Here is a 17690-nt window from a genome sequence, read left to right on the forward strand (position 1 = left end):
TCACCAGTACAAGTCATGGCCTCCACTGTCACCCTCGTATCCCGCGTTCCAGCCGACTCCCCACAGAAAGTCGACGTCAAATCCAACATCGTTCTCACGTTCAGTGCCGCCGTCAAGGCTGGCACTGGCACTATCAGGATTGTCGATGAGTACGGCACGGTCTATTTCTCGGACACGGTCACAAGCAGCGCCGTGACCATTGCCGGGAAAACCGTGACCATCAATCCGGTCAAGGACCTGCCATTCGCCGCGCGCTTGAATGTCTGGTTCAGCGATGGCTGGCTGCTCGACAGCAGCGATCAAAGTATCACCATGCCGTACTACTTCAGCTTCAGCACCAGCCTGAGCCCGACCGCGGTCACCCTGGTGGGCACCGACCTGGCAGACCGTCTGCATGGCAGCGATCTGGCCGACCACATCGAGGGCGGCGGCGGTAGCGATCAGCTTTGGGGCTATGGCGGCGATGACATCCTGATCGGAGGCAATGAATCCTCTGGCACGGGTTATGGCGACTACCTTTATGGAGGCGATGGCAACGATACGCTACAGGGCGGTAATGGCAGCGACACACTGTATGGCGGTGCCGGCAACGACATCCTGAAGGGCGAAGCTGATAATGACGACCTTCGCGGCGAAGCGGGTGATGATCTCCTGGAAGGCGGCGCCGGTGACGATTTCTTGACTGACGAGATGGGCAGCAATACTTTGCTGGGCGGTGACGGCAAGGATTCGATACGCACAGGTGGCGGCTTGAATACCATCGATGGCGGCGCGGGTAACGACAATATTTCTGCCTTGGGCAGCGACAAAGTCCTGGGCGGCGACGGCGACGACAGAATCCGCATACAAATGGTTTCGCAGGGCCGCAACGGTAGTGCCGACGGCGGCGCTGGCAAGGACAGCTTCGACCTCATACTGAACAAGACAACTGACACCGCGGTCAGCCTGTCCGGCGGCGCCGACAGCGATTCCTACGTGCTGACGGTATCAACGTATGGCGAGGGCAGTTACCAGGCTGAGATCACTGACTTCCTGGCAGGTGCGGGCGGCGATACAATCGACCTGGCTAATGTGATCCTCCAGTTCGGCGCTGGCAAAGGCAATCCCTTCGCCGCGGGCGCCTATTTGCGATTGCAGGCGGACGGGGCCGACACCTTGCTGGTCTTGAAGAACAATGGCGACTGGACTTTGCTGCGCTTCAAGAACGTGGCACCAGCACAATTCACCAAAGAGAATTTCATTGGCGGCTATTCGCCCGATGGCAGCAGCAGCGGCCTGACCATCGAGGGCACGGCAGGCAACGACTATCTCAATGGATTCGAGCTTGATGACAAGCTGTATGGCGGCGCCGGCAGTGACCAGCTGTCTGGTGGCGGGGGCAACGATGTCCTGGAAGGCGGCCCGGAATCAGGTGACGGCGGCGATACGCTGAACGGCGGTTCGGGCGACGACATTCTGCGCGGCGGCGCCGGGAATGACTACTTGTACGGCGACGCCGGCAACGATCTGCTGGAAGGCGGTAGCGGGGACGATAACCTGAACGACTCCACTGGCGACAATACGCTACGCGGCGGCGTGGGCAATGACAGCATCTCCGTCAGCGGCGGTACATACGTGGCGGACGGCGGCGAGGGCAACGATTACATCACGGTTAGTGGTGGCAGCGGCAGCGTTAACGGCGGCGCCGGCAAAGATACATTGACGCTACGCGCGAGCTTTCCGGAGGGGCCGCGCGCCATTGCGGCCAATGGCGGGGATGATGACGATACCCTGGTAGTCGATAGCAGCGGTTATGGCGAGGTCGCCTACACCCTCACCGGCGGGGGCGGCGCTGATACCTTCGTGTTCAAGCCGCAGTTCTCCGGTGGCAAATCGACCCAGGTCATCACCGACTTCTCAGTCGCCGACGGCGATAGCCTTGACCTGACGGCGTTGCTGCCGAGTGGCCTCCTGAGCAACCCCTTCGGCGCGGCGGGCTACCTGAAGCTTGAGCAGGTCGGCGCCGACACGGTGGTCTGGTTTGACAGGAACGGGGCGGCTGATCTTAGCAGCGGTTTCGTCAAGGTGGTCACGCTGCAGGGTGTACTGGCCTCGCAGCTAACTGGGGCGAACTTTGTCAACGGCTATGCGCCGGATGGCAGCACAACAGGCATCAGCCTGACTGGCACGGCGGGCAACGATACCCTCACCGGCACCGCGCTGGACGATACCATCAGCGGGTTGGCTGGGCGTGACCTACTGACGGGCGGCAACGGTAACGACATTCTGCGCGGCGGCGACGAAGCTGATAATCAGGCCGGCGATGAACTGTACGGGCAGGAGGGCAACGATAGCCTGTATGGCGGCGCCGGGCGCGATACGCTATACGGTGGCAATGGGGACGACCAGTTGTTTGGCGGCAGCGGCGATGACACCCTGTACGGCGGCGCTGGCAATGACAAGCTCGATGGCGGCGAAGGCAATGACTATTTGTCGGATGACGGCGGCGATAGCACGCTCATGGGCGGCGGCGGCGACGACCGGCTGGATGCCTCCCGTGGCAGCCACAAGCTCTATGGCGGCGCGGGCAACGATACGCTTAACATCGGTGCTGGCGTCATCGCCGCGAACGGCGATGCGGGCGACGATAAATTCATCATCGCAGCGCAATCGGGCGACGTCACCACGAACAAGGTCACGGCTGCTGGCGGCGAGGGCAATGACCACTTTACTTTTGGCACGTCGAACTATACATCCGCAGCGGCGACAATCGCTGCGACTGGCGGCGCCGGACGTGATACTTACGCATTCACCGCCGCGTCGCTTAGCAAGATCACCATCACCGATTTCGCTACAGGCGCTGGCGGGGACTTGCTCGAAGTGATGACGATGTTTTCGTATGGCTTCAAGCAAAATCCTTTCGGTTCGGGCGGCTACTTGCGCATCAAACAGGACGGCGCCGACACTTTACTGCAGTTTGATCAGGATGGCGCGGCGGGAAGCGCCTATACCTGGCGTGACATTGCTACCTTCAGCAATACCAGTGTTTCGGCTTTCACGCGCGACAATTTTGTGTATGGCTTATCGCCAGCCGGCGACAGCACTGGCCCGACGCTGACTGGCGGCGCCGGAGCCGATTCGCTCCAAGGCAACTTCCTGGACGATACCTTGAACGGCATGGGCGGCAACGATACTCTCATCGGCGGCGAAGGCAATGACACGCTGGACGGTGGCGAGGGCAACGATACCTTGCGTGGGGGAGAAGGCAACGACACGCTGGAAGGCGGCGCCGGCACCGATAACCTGGAGGGCGCGACAGGCAACGACAAGCTCTCTGGAGGCGACGGCAACGATGTGCTAAGCGACAATGCCGGTGACAACGTGCTGGAAGGTGGCGCAGGCGACGACACTATTTCCTCGGTCACCTTGGGCAGGACGACGGTACAGGGCGGCGACGGCAATGACACCATCGGCATTGGAGCGGGCCATCACACGATTGATGCTGGCAGCGGTGACGATATCATCTCGTTCAGCTATTTGGATGGAGGTTTTGGTGAAGTCAAAGTCTACGTGTCGACCGCCAATGGTGGCGATGGCAATGACCAGTTCCGTCTCTCTTCATTGCGTGGGGTCGAGGCGCGTCTGACTGGCGGCGCCGGTACCGATACGTATGCACTGAGCTACGCACCGCAGGAAAACAAGTATGTCGTCACCGATTTCGTTGCTGGCGCAGGTGGCGACCGCATCGACTTCGTGAGTTTGCTGGGCGGTGGCTCCTCTAATTTCAAGAATCCTTTCGCAGCAGGCGGTACCATGCGACTGGTGCAGGAAGGGGCGGACACGGTACTGTATTGGGATAGCGATGGCGCTGGCCCGAAACAGTTCCAGGCCGTGCTCAAGCTTGAAAATGTTCAGGCCGCAAGCGTCACTGGACACAACTTTGTTGGCGGCTACCAGCCGGACGGCAGCCTGAGACCCGCGCCAGTGAGCGGCACCGATGCCGCGGATACCATGAGCGGCACGGGCATGAACGACATCATCAACGGTGCCGGTGGGGCGGATGTCATTTACGGGAACGACGGCGATGACGTGTTGAATGGCGATGCCGGCGCCGACCGCCTGGAGGGCGGCTATGGCGACGATGTACTGAATGGCGGCCTTGATAATGACAGCCTGATTGACGCCAGCGGCAACAACACCTTGCGCGGCGATGACGGCGACGACACGCTCGACAGCTCTTCGCCGGGCAGGAACCTGCTGGAAGGCGGTTCAGGCAAGGATACTCTGCGCGGCGGCAGCGGCACGGACACGCTTGATGGCGGCGACGGTAACGACAACCTCTCCCTGGCGGATCGCTACTACAACTCCAGCGCCGCCATTGGCCGTACAGTTAAAGGCTTGGGTGGCGACGGTGACGACGTCATCACGCTAGGCTCAATTACAGACAAGACTGCCAGCGTGGAGCTGTGGGGTGGCGCCGGCGCCGACCGTTTCATGCTCAGTGGCGCGGGTTTGCTCAAGGACACCAGCATCATGGATTTTGACGCCGCCAGCGGCGACAAGGTGTCGATCTCCAGCGTGAACGGCCAGTTCAGCGTCCCGAGCTACAATCCCTTCGCCACAGGCGCATTCCGCTTGCAGCAAAACGGTGCGGACACCCAGGTCATGCGCACTGTCGAAGGCAGCGAGAAAGTCTGGTTCATTCTGAAGAATATCGTTGCCAGCTCGGTCACTTACCAGTCTTTTGTCGAAGGATTTGATCCACGCGCCGCGGCCGCAATGAATGTGAGCGGCAGCGCAAAGGCGGACCGGATCGTCGCCGGCGACAAGGCTGACACCATCTCCGGAGAGGACGGCAACGACAACCTGTACGGGCTGGCGGGCGACGACATTTTGCGCGGAGGCGAGGGTAATGATCGCCTGTGGGGTGGCGTCGGTAACGACCGGGTGGAAGGCGGCGCGGGCATTGACACCGCGTATATGCAGACCCTGGCGGCAGGTACTAAGATTCTGATCGAGAACGGCACCGCCAAGGTGCAGGATGTGACGGGCACCTACGGCACCGATACGCTGGTCGGTGTTGAACGGTTGTTCCTGAGTGACAAATGCATTGCATTGGACGTAGGCGCCGACGGGACAGCCGGCAAGTTGTATCGCGTGTACCAGGCGGCATTCGATCGCAAGCCTGACGGTGGCGGCATCGGTTTCTGGATTGGCCAGGCCGATGCCGGAACCAGTATGAACGACATCGCGAATGGTTTTGTCGCGTCGGAGGAATTCAGAAAGCTGTATGGCGCCACGCCTGGCAATCGTGAACTGGTTGCGCGCCTGTATCAGAACGTCCTCCACCGCGAAGGCGAGAAGGATGGCGTCGACTTCTGGGTTGGCGTACTCGATAAGAAGAGCGCCAGCGTAGCTGAAGTGCTGGTGGCTTTCGCTGAAAGCGCCGAGAACGTGCAGGCAATCGCCAAGGTGATTGGCACTGGCTTCGAATACACGCCCTGGTTGGGTTGACGGCGGCTTTCAAGGTGCTGCTGTTGCATTCGTGTTGCAGTGAGATTGCGTGAATATGTGTGCGGGTTTGACGCCTATAGTTGGTGCAGGGCTGCCGACCCGGCGGCCCACCCCCAACTGGAGGAGACGCCATGTCAGACCTACTGCACATCAGCAGCACCCTCGTCCGCATTATCGCCCGCATCAATCCCAAGATCTGGGAGGTGGTGGGCGGTGGTCCGCTGGGCAAATACGCTCAGCACGCCCCGAACGCCGGCATCGCCGCCCGCATGAACGAGCCCGATCCGGTTCCATGGCGCCAGGATCAAGCGTGGCTGCTTGAATCCCAGTTCGCCGCCATTGATCTCGGCCGGCGCCAGGTCGATGCCGCCTGTGCCATCTACTCCCAGGGTGGCGATGTCAAGGGTTTCCTGAAAGCCACGCTGGACGACTGGTGCGGAACTGGCCAGCCGCGTCTGCCGTTCAAATGGCCTAGCGGCATCCGCGAACCACGCCCGCCGCGTCCCAACGAATTGGATGCCCTGACCATCCCGCTGGCCGGTGCTATCGCCATCATCGTGCAATCCGAATCCGTGGCCGACGAAGCACTCAGCAAACTGCTCGCCGACACCGGTGCCGCCTTGCTCGACAAAACCGCCACTTACGCCACCGAGCACTTCCGCAAGGAGCGCTGAACAATTAAAAAGCCGCCCAACAGGGCGGCTCAAAGGGGCGGGGTGCCTCTTGGGTGTTAATCGTGGGCGTAGATGTTGTTGTCCTTGGTTTCACGGATGAACAGCGCGCCGATCACCAGGGTGGCCAGGGCGATGCAGATCGGGTACCACAGGCCGTAGTAGATATCGCCTTTGAACGCCACCAGGGCGAAAGCGGTGGTCGGCAGCAGGCCGCCGAACCAGCCGTTACCGATATGGTATGGCAGCGACATCGAGGTGTAGCGGATGCGGGTCGGGAACATCTCCACCAGCATGGCCGCAATCGGACCGTACACCATGGTCACATACAGCACCAGGACCCACAGGATCAGCACCATCATCGGCTTGTTGACCTGGGCCGGGTCGGCCTTGGCTGGATAGCCGGCAGCTTTCACGGTCTCCGCAACCGCTTTTTTCAGTTCGCCTTCCTTCTTCTTCGAGTCGGCGTCGAAGTTCAGGCCATCGGCAGTCATGCTGGCGTTGAAGGACTGTACTTCCTTGTCGCCAACCTTGATCACGGCAACGCTGCCGGCAGGCGCGTCCTGGCGGGTGTAAGCCACCGAAGCTTTCGACAGCATGGAGGTGGCGATATCGCAGGACGATGGGAATTTCTTCTCACCGGTCGCATTGAACTGGAAGTGGCAGGAGTTTGGGTCAGCCACCACCACCACCGGCGAATTCTTGATCGCGGATTCCAGTGCAGGATTGCCGTAGTGGGTGAGGGCGCCGAACAGTGGGAAGTAGGTTGCAGCAGCGATCAGGCAGCCGCCCAGGATGATCCACTTGCGGCCGATCTTGTCCGACAGGCTACCGAAGAAGATGAAGAACGGGGTTGCCAGGATCAGCGCAGTCGCAATCAGGATGTTCGCGGTAGCGATATCCATCTTCAGCGTCTGGATCATGAAGAACAGCGCATAGAACTGGCCGGTGTACCACACCACCGCCTGGCCCATGGTCAGGCCGATCAGCGCCAGGATCACGATCTTCAGGTTCTTCCACTGGCCGAAAGCCTCGCTCAGCGGCGCTTTGGAAGTCTTGCCTTCCGCTTTCATTTTGGCGAAAGCAGGCGACTCATTCATCGACAGGCGGATCCACACCGAGATGCCCAGCAGAGCTACGGACACCAGGAATGGAATGCGCCAGCCCCAGGCTTCAAATTCTTCCAGCGGCATCGACTGGCGGCAGCCGAGGATCACCAGCAGCGACAGGAAGAAGCCCAGCGTTGCGGTGGTCTGGATCCACGCCGTGAACAGGCCGCGCTTGCCGTGCGGCGCATGTTCCGCCACGTAGGTTGCGGCGCCGCCGTATTCGCCGCCGAGCGCCAGGCCTTGCAGCAGGCGCAGTGCAACCAGGATGATCGGCGCGGCAATGCCGATGCTGGCGTAGTTAGGCAGCAGGCCCACGATAAAGGTGGACAAGCCCATGATCAGGATGGTGACCAGGAAAGTGTACTTACGGCCGATCATGTCGCCCAGGCGGCCGAACACGATGGCGCCGAATGGGCGCACAATGAAGCCGGCGGCAAACGCCAGCAGTGCGAAAATGAAGGACGTGGTCGGGTCGCCAACGAAGAACTGTTTGGCAATGATCGAAGCCAGCGAACCGTAAAGGTAAAAGTCGTACCATTCAAATACGGTACCCAGCGAGGATGCGAAGATAACCTTCTTCTCCTCCTTGGTCATGGGTGCGGCTTTGCCGGTCCCCACGTTCCGCGCGTCGGCGGTGCCAGAGCTAATTGCCATGATGCTTGTCTCCAAATGTGTAGTTAGTGTCTCGAATGCTTCAACGGCATGATGGAGTCTGGACCCTTATCCTTACGTCATTCTTGCTTGAAACTTACGCAAAACTTACAAACACAATAATTTAGCGAACGACCGTTCGTATTTGTGATATTCTGGTTTGAAACACTTACCTAGGAGACTTCCATGACCGACGCAGTCATCGTTTCAACCGCCCGCACCGGCCTCGCCAAATCCTGGAAAGGCGCCTTCAACATGACCCATGGCGCGACCCTGGGCGGCCATGTACTGGCGGCGGCTATTTCGCGCGCCGGCATCGAGGCGGGTGAGATCGAGGACGTGATCATGGGCTGCGCCAATCCCGAAGGCGCAACCGGCGGCAATATCGCGCGCCAGATCGCCCTGCGCGGAGGCGCGCCGGTGACGGTGCCGGGCATGACCATCAACCGCTTCTGCTCGTCGGGCCTGCAAACCATTGCCACGGCGGCACAGCGCGTACTGGCGGGCGAGGGCGATATCTACGCGGCCGGCGGCGTTGAGTCGATTTCGTGCGTGCAGCAGGAAATGAACACCCATATGTATGCCGACGTGTGGCTGAAGGAACACAAGCCGGCTATCTACCTGCCGATGCTGCAAACGGCGGAGATCGTGGCCAAGCGCTACGGCATCGCCAAGGAACGCCAGGATGAATACGGCGCCCGGTCGCAGCAGCGCGCTGCGGCGGCGCAGGCTGCCGGCCTGTTCAACGCGGAAATCGTGCCGATGACCGTCACCATGGGTGTGGCCGATAAGTCGACCGGCATGCTCGGCACGCGCGAAGTCACCATCGCCGCCGATGAAGGCATCCGCGCCGATACCACGCTGGAAGGCGTGCGCGGCATCCGCACCGCGCTGCCGGGCGGCGTGATCAGCGCGGGCAACGCCAGCCAGTTCTCGGACGGCGCCTCCTGCGCCATCGTGATGAATTCGCGTGTAGCGGAGGCGCGCGGCCTGCAGCCGCTGGGCATCTTCCGTGGCTTCGCGGTGGCCGGCTGCGAGCCGGACGAAATGGGCATCGGCCCGGTCTACGCCGTGCCGAAATTGCTGAAGAAGGCCGGCCTGAAAGTGGAAGACATCGGCCTGTGGGAATTGAATGAAGCCTTCGCCGTGCAGGTGCTGTATTGCGCCGACACCCTTGGCATCCCGATGGACCGCCTGAACGTCAACGGCGGCGCGATCGCGGTCGGCCACCCTTACGGCGTGTCCGGCGCGCGCCTGGTCGGCCACGCCCTGATCGAAGGCAAGCGCCGTGGCGTGAAATATGTGGTGGTCACCATGTGTATCGGTGGCGGCCAGGGTGCGGCGGGCCTGTTCGAGGTGGTGTGATGGCGAGCCGGCTGCTGAACCGGCGCGACGTCGAATTCATGCTGTACGACTGGCTGGACGCGGAAGCGCTGTCCCGCCGGCCGCGCTTTTCCGACCATAGCCGCGAAACCTTCACCGCCGCTATCGACAGCGCCGAGCAGATTGCGACCGAACTGTTCGCCCCGCACAACAAGCTGAGCGACCAGCACGAGCCGCACTTCGACGGCGAACGCGTGAGCGTGATCCCGGAAGTACAGCGCGCCCTCGAAGCTTTTTCGGCAGCGGGTTTCATGGCCGCCGGCCAGGATTATGCGCTGGGCGGCATGCAATTGCCGTTGACCGTGGAGAAGGCCATTACCGCCTACTTCACGGCGGCCAATATGGCGACTTCCAGCTACGCCTTCCTCACCATCGGCAACGCCAACACGCTGCTGAAATGCGCCTCAAGCGCACAGGTCGAACACTTTGTGCGGCCCATGCTGGAAGGCCGCTGGTTCGGCACCATGTGCCTGAGCGAACCGCAGGCCGGTTCCAGCCTGTCCGACATCACCACGCGGGCCGAGCCGGATGGCGACCATTACCGCCTGACGGGCAACAAGATGTGGATTTCCGCCGGTGAGCACGAGCTGGCGGAGAACATTGTGCACCTGGTGCTGGCCAAGATCCCGGACGCCGACGGCAAGCTGGTACCCGGCGTGAAAGGGATTTCCCTGTTCATCGTGCCCAAGTTCCTCGACAACGGGACGCGCAACGACATCGCACTGGCCGGCCTGAACCACAAGATGGGCAACCGCGGCACCACCAATTGCCTGCTCAATTTCGGCGAAGGCAAGCACCGCCCGGACGGCCGTGCTGGCGCCATCGGCTACTTGGTCGGCCGCCAGGGCCAGGGCCTGATGAATATGTTCCACATGATGAACGAGGCGCGCATCGGCGTCGGCCTGTGTGCGGCGGTGCTCGGCTACACCGGCTACCTGCACGCGCTGGATTACGCCCGCGAACGCCCGCAAGGCCGCCATCCAGCCGCCAAGGACCCGGCCTCGCCGCAGCTCCCGATCATCGCGCACACCGACGTGCGCCGCATGCTGCTGGCGCAAAAGGCCTACGCGGAAGGCGCGCTGGGCCTGTGCCTGTACAGCGCGCGCCTGGTCGATGACGAGCACACCGCCGACAGCGCCGAAGTGCGCCAGCGCGCCGGTCGCCTGCTTGAATTCCTGACGCCGATCACCAAATCCTGGCCTTCGCAATGGTGCCTGGAAGCCAATAACCTGGCGATCCAGGTGCACGGCGGCTATGGCTACACGCGTGAATACAATGTCGAACAGTTCTACCGCGACAACCGCCTGAACCAGATCCACGAAGGCACCCACGGCATCCACGGTCTGGACCTGCTGGGGCGCAAAGCCAGCATCCACGACGGCGCGCTGCTGGCGACCATGGCCGAAGAAATCCACGCCACCGTCGGCGTTGCGCGCGCCAGTGACGTACGCCAGCTGGTGTGCCACGCCAACGCCCTGGACGCCGCCTGGCGCCGGGTTGAAGAAGTGACCCAGGCCCTGTATGCTGCCGGCGACTTGAATAAGACCCTGGCCAACGCCACGGTCTATCTGGAGGCGGTGGGACACGTGGTAGTCGCGTGGATCTGGCTGCAGCAAGCCCTGGCCGCCGTGGCCAGCATGCCGGAAGACGACAGCTTCCGGCGCGGCAAGCTGCAAGCCTGCCGCTATTTCTACAAATGGGAGCTGCCCAAAGTCCAGCCGCAGCTGGACCTATTGGCCGCGCTCGACACCACCACGCTCGACATGCAGGACGCGTGGTTCTGAATAAATCAAAGGAGACCAGACAATGACCAGTACCCTCGAACTCTTCAACCTGAAAGGCAAAACCGCCCTCGTCACCGGCGGCTCGCGCGGCCTGGGCCTGCAAATGGCGCTGGCCCTGGGCGAGCTCGGCGCCAAAGTGGTGGTGACCTCGCGCAAGCAGGCCGACCTGGACGAAGCGGTGGCCTTGCTGAAGGAGCAGGGTGTCGAGGCGGTTGCCATTGCCGCCGATCTGGGCAAGGAAGACGCCATCGATCCACTGGTCGATGCTGCGCTGGACGCACTGGGCGGCCATATCGATATCCTGGTCAACAACGCGGGCGCCACCTGGGGCGCACCGGCCGAAGAATATCCGCTGGAAGCCTGGGACAAGGTCATGAACCTGAACGTGCGCAGCATCTTCCTGCTGTCGCAGGCGGTGGGCAAGCGCTCCATGATCCCGCGCCGCTCCGGCCGCATCATCAACATCGCCTCCATCGCCGGCATGGCGGGCAATGCGCCGGGCACCATGAAGACCGTCGCTTACAATACGTCCAAAGCCGCCCTGATCAACTTTACCCGCACCCTGGCGGGCGAATGGGGCGAATACGGGATCAACGTCAATGCGCTGGCGCCGGGATTCTTCCCGTCGAAAATCAGCGCCGGCGTGATCAAGGCAATCGGCGCGGACAAACTGGCCGCAGCCGCACCGCTGAACCGCCTGGGCGGCGACGATGACCTGAAAGGCGCCGTCGCGCTGTTCGCGACCGAGGCGGGCCGCCATATCACCGGCCAGACCCTGGCCGTAGATGGCGGCGTGTCGGCAGTTTAAGGAGTTTGCATGACCAAGTACCACCGCATCGTGCTGGCCTCGCGCCCGCGCGGTGTCGTCGTGCCGGAGAATTTCCGGCTTGAAGAAGTTGAAGTGCCGGCGCTGGCGGAAGGCCAGCTGCTGGTGCGCAACCATTACCTGTCGCTCGACCCGTATATGCGCGGCCGCATGAGCGACGCCAAGAGCTACGCCGCGCCGCAGCCGCTGGACCAGACCATGATCGGCGGCACCGTCGGCGAAGTGGTGGCGTCGCGCCACCCCGGCTATGCGGTTGGCGAATTCGTGGCCGGCATGTTCGGCTGGGCCGAGATGGGCGTGTCGGACGGTGCGGGACTGCGCAAGGTCGATCCGGCCCTGGCATCGCTGTCGGCCCACCTGGGCGTGATCGGCATGCCCGGGATGACCGCCTGGTACGGCATGCATGAAATCCTGCGCCCACGCCTGGGGGAGACCGTTGTCGTTACCGCCGCCAGCGGTGCGGTCGGCAGCGCCGTCGGCCAACTGGCCAAGCTGGCCGGCTGCCGCGCGGTCGGCATCGCAGGCGGCAAGGAGAAATGCGATTACGTGGTGCGCGAGCTTGACTTCGACGCCTGCGTCGATTACAAGGCCGGCAACCTGAAGGCCGATCTCGCGGCGGCCACGCCGGACGGCATTGACGCCATCTTCGAGAACGTTGGCGGCGAGGTGTTCGACACCGCACTGGGCCGCACCAACGCCTTCGCCCGGGTCGCCCTGTGCGGCCTGCTGGCTGGCTATACCGGCGCCGAGATCCCGATCAGGAATGCCAAGAAGCTGCTGTTGAACCGCATCACCCTGCGCGGCTTCATCGTTACCGAACATATGGAAATGTGGCCGCAGGGCCTGTCCGAGATGGGCCGGCTGGTCTCCGCCGGCAAGCTGAAATACCGTGAATCGATTTCCCAGGGCCTGGCGTCCGCGCCAGAAGCCTTAATCGGCCTGCTACAGGGCCGCAACTTCGGCAAGCAACTCGTCAAACTCATATGAAAAACTTCGCAGGCAAGGTTGCAGTGATTACCGGTGGCGCGAGCGGCTTCGGCCGCGAATTCGCGCTGAAAGCCCACTCGCTCGGCATGAAGATGGTGCTGGCGGACGTCCAGCAGGACGCGCTGGACGCCACTGTGGCGGAGTTGCGCAGCGCAGGCGCCCAGGTCATCGGCCAGCGCTGCGACGTGCGCCATTCGGCCGAAGTGCAAGCCCTGGCCGATGCCGCCATGCGCGAATTCGGCGCCGTGCACCTGGTCTTCAATAACGCCGGCGTCGGTTTCGGCGGGCTGCTGTGGGAAGCCACGGAAGCCGACTGGGACTGGGTGATGGGCGTCAACGTGACCGGCGTCGCCCACGGCGTGCGCATTTTCACCCGGCTGATGCTTGAATGCGCCAAGCGCGAGCAGGGCTATGAAGGCCATATCGTCAACACCGCGTCCATGGCCGGCGTGCTTTGCCCGCCAGTGATGGGGGTCTACAACGTGTCGAAACATGCGGTGGTGTCGCTGACTGAAAGCCTGTACCACGACCTGGCCCTGGTGCAGGCGCCGATCAGCGCTTCCGTGCTGTGTCCGTACTTCGTCCCGACCGGCATCCACCAATCGCACCGCAACCGCCCGGAAGACGCGCCGATGGAAGGCAAGCCGACGGCCAGCCAGATGGCGGCGCAAACCATGGTGAGCAAGGCTGTCACGTCCGGCAAAGTCAGCGCGCACGACGTCGCCGAAATGACGTTTGCCGCGATTGCCGAGAACAAGTTCTATATCTTCACCCACCCGCAGGCACTGGACGGAGTAGCCCAGCGCGCCCGCGACATGGTGGCTCAGGTCAACCCGGCCGACCCATACGAGGCAACGCCGCAAGTGCGTGAGGCCTTGCGCTCGATGTTGTGAGAGAATGCGCGGCATGACGACGACACTCCGCTTTGGCGACTGGGCCGCAATGCAGGCCGACGCAAAACCGATCCGCCTTGAAGTCTTCGTGCAGGAGCAGCATGTACCTGCCGATCTGGAAATGGACGACCGCGACGCGGTCTGCCTGCACGCTGTGGCATATGGCGCCGCCGGCCAGCCGCTTGGCACCGGCCGCCTGCTGCCGGATGGCCATATCGGCCGCATGGCGGTGCTGCGCAATGCGCGCGGCACCGGCGTTGGCGGGGCGATCCTGAAAGGCTTGATGGAAAAGGCGCGCGAGCGCGGGGACCAGCGCGTGGTACTGAGTGCCCAGACCCACGCTGCCGAGTTCTATCTGGCCCATGGCTTCGCCAAGGTGGGAGACGTCTTCTACGAGGCGGGGATTCCCCACGTCGAAATGAGCTACGAATTCTAGGAGTTGAAAATGAAACGTTCGATCGTCGCGCTGGGTGTGTGCGCAGTCTTTGGTGCAGGCTTCCTGGCCGGTTCCATCAGCCCGATGCAGGTGGCGCATGCCCAGGTGGGCGGGGCCATGGTGTGGCCGGCGGCCGCCGCAGCCCCGGTTGGCGCCAATGGCGCTACCCACTTCTACGCCATCGACACCGGCACCCGCACGCTGATTTCCTGCTCCCGCCAGGGCAAAGAGAAACCAACCTGCGTGCGCGAGCAGCTGCCTTAACGGATCTGCACCTCGTTCAGCTCCGCCGGTGCGTCAGCGTACAGCTTGACGACGGTGGAGCTGCGCGTGCCGTAATTCGGCGATTCAATCTTCACGGCTGACAGCAGCCGCTCAAGCTCCAGCGGGACGCCGGTTTCCGGCAGCCGCATGTCGGGCGCACGCGTGGTATCCGACAGCATCTCGAAATAGGCGTCTTCCGGCGCACCCAGGCACAGCAGGCTGGCGAATTGCGCCTTGGTCTTCAGCACCTTCGGCCAGGCGGAATCGAGCAGGGCGTTGGAGAGGCCGTAAATGCCCGGTTCCAGCGGCTTGCCGTTGCGCGGATCGTCACCGCCTTTATTCGAGAACCAGACCAGCTCCTTGCCATCGCACAGGACCAGGTTGAAGCCGTTGTACTGCGCCGCGCCGGAAGCGATCTGCGCCACGTATTCCTGCGCCGTCATGGCGCCCGCCAGGAAGTCCGCCACCAGCCGGCCGCGCGAAGGCGCCAGCGGATTGTGCTCCTGCGGGTTGCGCACATTGGTGATTGCCGCAAAGCGCGACGGCGCCGCTCCGTTCGCCGGGGTAGGACGCGTAATGCCCATCCAGCTGCCGCCCGCCTTGAGGTCGCGGCCGGCGTAGATATGCGGCGCATCCGGCCAGGGTGCAGCCGGCGCCGCAGCGCGGTCATAGAATTCGTCGCGGTTGGCGGCCGCAATCAGCGGCACGCCAGGCACCACCTGCCAGGCAAAAACGATCAGGCACATGGCGGGAAGTCCTCAAAAATCTCGGTGTGGCGCGGGCCGGAAATCCACCGCGCAAGCCCAGCCTCGGCCACCGCAGCGTCGAGCACCGAGGCAAAGGCAGCATCCGGCCGATCCGCGGCGCTGCGCGCGACGCCCGGATAGACCTCCATCCAAGTCCACACGCCATCCGCCGCAGCCGGGCGGCGCTTCAGCTGCCCAGCCACGCCATGCGCCGCAGCGAGTCCGGCCTGCATGGCAATAACAGCCGCTTGCAGGCCGGCGGTATCGGCGTCCTGCACCTTGTAGTACACGTAGAGGTCCATGCTTAGACGTCGAGCTTATCCAGCACGTAGGGCAGGGGCTTGAACTGCAAAGCCGGGCCGTTAGCCGCGCCAAAGCGCACGTCGCCGGCCTCCAGCGCCTCAAGCTTCATCTCCACCAGCGCATCAACGCCGCCGGCCCCGTTGCGCGCCGTGTTGACCACCATGCCGCACGGCTGGTCCGGATCGGCAGGCGAAAACACTTCCGCGCCCGGCGCCGCCGACGCGTCGGCAATGGTGGCCAGCGCGGTACGGCGCTTCAGCTTACCCAGATATTGGCTACGGGCCACGATCTCCTGGCCCGGATAGCAGCCCTTCTTGAAGTTCACGCCGCCCAGCAGCTCGAAATTCACCATCTGCGGCACGAACTGCTCCTGGGTGCCTACACCAATCTGCGGCACGCCGGCATGGATTTCGGACAGGCGCCAGGCCTCGTTACCGCCAACCACCAGGCGGTCCTTCAGCATGGAAGCGGCCATGTTCGCGGTTTCGGCGGAGGCCAGCCACAGGTAGCGCGGCGAGCCGAAGGCATCCGCCACGCGCAGTACGGTGCCCAGCGGATGGTCGATCTTGCTGAAAGGCTTGGCCGGCAGCACGTCGAACCAGGTCTGCAATACCGCCTCCGCGTCGCCGCCACCCAGGCCCAGGGTCACGAACTGGTCGGACACGTCGGCCGGCTTGGTCTTGGAACGCAGGATAAACATCTGCAGACGCTTCTGGACCGCAGGCTGGATCGCCCGCGGCAGCTGCAGGAAGACCGATTCCTCATTGCGCCACATCAGGAAAGACGCCAGCATGCGCCCCTTCGGCGAACAATAGGCAGCCAGGCGCACATCGCCCAGGCCCAGGTGTTCCACATCATTGGTCAACTGGTTATGCAGGAAACTGGCAGATTCCTCGCCGGTGAAGGCGATCAGGCCCTGGTCGGTGACCGGGGCGACGAAACCGCTGGCCAGCTGGCTGGTCGTCAAGGTTTCTTGTTCCTGTGTTAAAAGTTGATTCCAATTATTCATAAATTTCCATATCCTGACGTTGAAGCATTATCATTACGGGCTTCATTATAGTGATCCCGCGAAATTTGCGCCGGAAGGCTGGAAAAGACTGTTGTCCCAGCTGAATCTGGTTCAAGATAGGGTAATCGAACGGGCATTCGGAAATGGCTTTTATAAGAACGACGATCGCACTGGGTTTGTTGGCCGCGGCAGGGGCCGTGGGCGGATTTGCCTGGTGGGCAGGGCAGCCCGTCATCGGCGAGGAACCTGCCATTGAATTCACCATCAGCAAGGGCAGTGGCGCCAGCGCCGCCGGCCAGCAAATGGTGGCCGCCGGCGTGCCGATCCAGCCGCTGATGTTCAACCTGCTGGCGCGCGCCACCGGCAAGAGCGGCCAGCTCAAGGCCGGCACCTACGAGCTGAAACCCGGCACCACGCCGCTGCGCCTGATCGACCAGCTGGTGCGCGGCGAATATGCCCAGGAAACGCTGACCATCATCGAAGGCTGGACCTTCCGCCAGATGCGCCAGGCAGTCGCCGCGCATACCGGCCTGAAGCACGATACCGCCGATCTCAGCGACCGCGAACTGATGGAACGCATCAATCCCGACTTCAAGGATCCGGAAGGCCTGTTCTTCCCCGATACTTATCTGTTTGCCAAGAATTCGAGCGAGTTGGCGATCTTCCGCCAGGCCCACAGCATGCTGATGAAGCGCCTGGGCGAAGCCTGGGAAAAGCGTGCTCCCGGCCTGCCTTACAAGACGCCCTATGAAGCGCTGACAATGGCATCCATCGTGGAAAAGGAAACCGGGCAGAAGTCCGAGCGCAATATGATTGCCGCCGTCTTCGTGAACCGCCTCAAGCTGGGTATGATGCTGCAAACCGACCCGACCGTGATTTACGGCATCGGCGCCAAGTTTGACGGCAATATCCGCAAAAAGGACCTGGAAACCGATACTCCCTACAATACTTATATGCGGACCGGCCTGCCGCCGACCCCGATTTCGCTGCCCGGCGTCGAGTCGCTGATGGCGGCGCTGGCCCCGGCCAAATCAGGCGCGCTGTATTTTGTCGCGCGCGGCAACGGCACCAGTAAGTTCTCCGACAACCTGACCGACCATAACCGGGCGGTCAACCAGTACCAAAAACAATAAAT

The 17690-nt window shown here is 62.6% G+C and carries 14 protein-coding genes; 10 read left to right on the forward strand and 4 right to left on the reverse strand.

The genetic code is table 11. From position 1 onward, the window contains the following. Window positions 1-15 precede the first annotated feature (15 nt). Complete coding sequence (locus AAHE99_RS09945; RefSeq protein ID WP_342116889.1) at window positions 16-5493, forward strand: type I secretion C-terminal target domain-containing protein; 5478 nt, start codon at window positions 16-18, stop codon at window positions 5491-5493. A gap of 131 nt (window positions 5494-5624) precedes the next feature. Then, complete coding sequence (locus AAHE99_RS09950; protein WP_342116891.1) at window positions 5625-6167, forward strand: hypothetical protein; 543 nt, start codon at window positions 5625-5627, stop codon at window positions 6165-6167. 56 nt (window positions 6168-6223) lie between these two features. Here the strand turns inward: AAHE99_RS09950 and AAHE99_RS09955 are convergent, their stop codons facing one another. After that, on the reverse strand, window positions 6224-7927 hold the full coding sequence (locus AAHE99_RS09955; protein WP_342116892.1) for an MFS transporter: 1704 nt from the start codon (window positions 7925-7927) through the stop codon (window positions 6224-6226). Between the two features lie 183 nt (window positions 7928-8110). On the opposite strand from AAHE99_RS09955, the gene AAHE99_RS09960 reads away from it, so the two are divergent. From AAHE99_RS09960 to AAHE99_RS09990, 7 genes are read left to right on the forward strand one after another with little or no spacing between them, the layout of a single operon-like run. Continuing rightward, a complete protein-coding gene (locus AAHE99_RS09960) occupies window positions 8111-9289 on the forward strand; it encodes an acetyl-CoA C-acyltransferase (protein WP_342116894.1) in 1179 nt (392 codons plus the stop codon). Beyond that, entirely contained in the window at window positions 9289-11091 is a 1803-nt protein-coding gene (locus AAHE99_RS09965; RefSeq protein WP_342116895.1) for an acyl-CoA dehydrogenase, read from the forward strand. The genes AAHE99_RS09960 and AAHE99_RS09965 overlap by 1 nt, the downstream gene beginning before the upstream one ends. A gap of 22 nt (window positions 11092-11113) precedes the next feature. Beyond that, window positions 11114-11899, forward strand: coding sequence for an SDR family oxidoreductase (locus tag AAHE99_RS09970; protein ID WP_342116898.1), 786 nt, complete (start codon window positions 11114-11116; stop codon window positions 11897-11899). 9 nt (window positions 11900-11908) lie between these two features. Further along, complete coding sequence (locus tag AAHE99_RS09975; RefSeq protein ID WP_342116899.1) at window positions 11909-12904, forward strand: NADP-dependent oxidoreductase; 996 nt, start codon at window positions 11909-11911, stop codon at window positions 12902-12904. Then, window positions 12901-13797, forward strand: a complete 897-nt coding sequence (locus AAHE99_RS09980; RefSeq protein WP_342116901.1) for an SDR family oxidoreductase — start codon at window positions 12901-12903, stop codon at window positions 13795-13797. The genes AAHE99_RS09975 and AAHE99_RS09980 overlap by 4 nt, the downstream gene beginning before the upstream one ends. A gap of 13 nt (window positions 13798-13810) precedes the next feature. Then, window positions 13811-14233: a GNAT family N-acetyltransferase gene (locus AAHE99_RS09985; protein WP_342116902.1), complete on the forward strand. Its 423-nt coding sequence runs from the start codon at window positions 13811-13813 to the stop codon at window positions 14231-14233. A 9-nt stretch (window positions 14234-14242) separates the two neighbouring features. Continuing rightward, the gene (locus AAHE99_RS09990; RefSeq protein WP_342116904.1) at window positions 14243-14497 is read left to right on the forward strand and encodes a hypothetical protein; all 255 of its coding nucleotides are present in this window, start codon (window positions 14243-14245) and stop codon (window positions 14495-14497) included. Here AAHE99_RS09990 and AAHE99_RS09995 read toward each other — a convergent pair. Genes AAHE99_RS09995 through ygfZ form a run of 3 tightly spaced genes read right to left on the reverse strand, consistent with a single transcriptional unit; the run spans window position 14494 to window position 16555 of the window. Beyond that, window positions 14494-15243, reverse strand: a complete 750-nt coding sequence (locus tag AAHE99_RS09995) for an NRDE family protein (protein ID WP_342116905.1) — start codon at window positions 15241-15243, stop codon at window positions 14494-14496. The genes AAHE99_RS09990 and AAHE99_RS09995 overlap by 4 nt on opposite strands. Then, complete coding sequence (locus AAHE99_RS10000; RefSeq protein ID WP_342116906.1) at window positions 15234-15545, reverse strand: DUF4936 family protein; 312 nt, start codon at window positions 15543-15545, stop codon at window positions 15234-15236. The genes AAHE99_RS09995 and AAHE99_RS10000 overlap by 10 nt, the downstream gene beginning before the upstream one ends. A gap of 2 nt (window positions 15546-15547) precedes the next feature. Beyond that, complete coding sequence (ygfZ, locus tag AAHE99_RS10005) at window positions 15548-16555, reverse strand: CAF17-like 4Fe-4S cluster assembly/insertion protein YgfZ (RefSeq protein ID WP_342116908.1); 1008 nt, start codon at window positions 16553-16555, stop codon at window positions 15548-15550. A 143-nt stretch (window positions 16556-16698) separates the two neighbouring features. Here ygfZ and mltG point away from each other — a divergent pair, with 143 nt between their 5' ends. Next, window positions 16699-17688: an endolytic transglycosylase MltG gene (mltG, locus tag AAHE99_RS10010; RefSeq protein WP_342116910.1), complete on the forward strand. Its 990-nt coding sequence runs from the start codon at window positions 16699-16701 to the stop codon at window positions 17686-17688. Window positions 17689-17690 lie beyond the last annotated feature (2 nt).

It is taken from the genome of Pseudoduganella sp. OTU4001 (genome assembly GCF_038440195.1).
Taxonomy (GTDB): domain Bacteria; phylum Pseudomonadota; class Gammaproteobacteria; order Burkholderiales; family Burkholderiaceae_D; genus Rugamonas.